General features: G+C 35.2%; 1 riboswitch.

The annotated features are described in order from the left end of the window. Nucleotides 1–43: 43 nt before the first annotated feature. Nucleotides 44–142, minus strand: a riboswitch (SAM riboswitch). Nucleotides 143–324: the final 182 nt, after the last annotated feature.

Consider the following 324-nt stretch of genomic DNA (forward strand, 5'->3'; position numbering starts at 1 on the left):
AAAGTCGCTGAAATTCTTTGGGTGTAATGTTTAATCTGTTCTTAATTTATATTCTCCAAAATTGGATCAGGAATTAGCACCTTGAATGTTTCTGGTTGCTAGCGTATCACAGAGCCTGTCTCTCCACGCTTCTTTATAAATCAATCTCTGTTGATTTGAAGTAACAAATGTAAAGCAGACGGAGTCAATTACCAAGAAAACCTTTATTGGAAATTCCTATTAAAGGATTTGTTTTCCCAATAAGGAAGAGATCCACCTGTTAAAGCTTTACTGGTTCAACGTCAATAATATTTGCAGTTAAAGTTTCAGACGAAGATAGATGCG

The organism is Tamlana crocina, assembly GCF_012037625.1.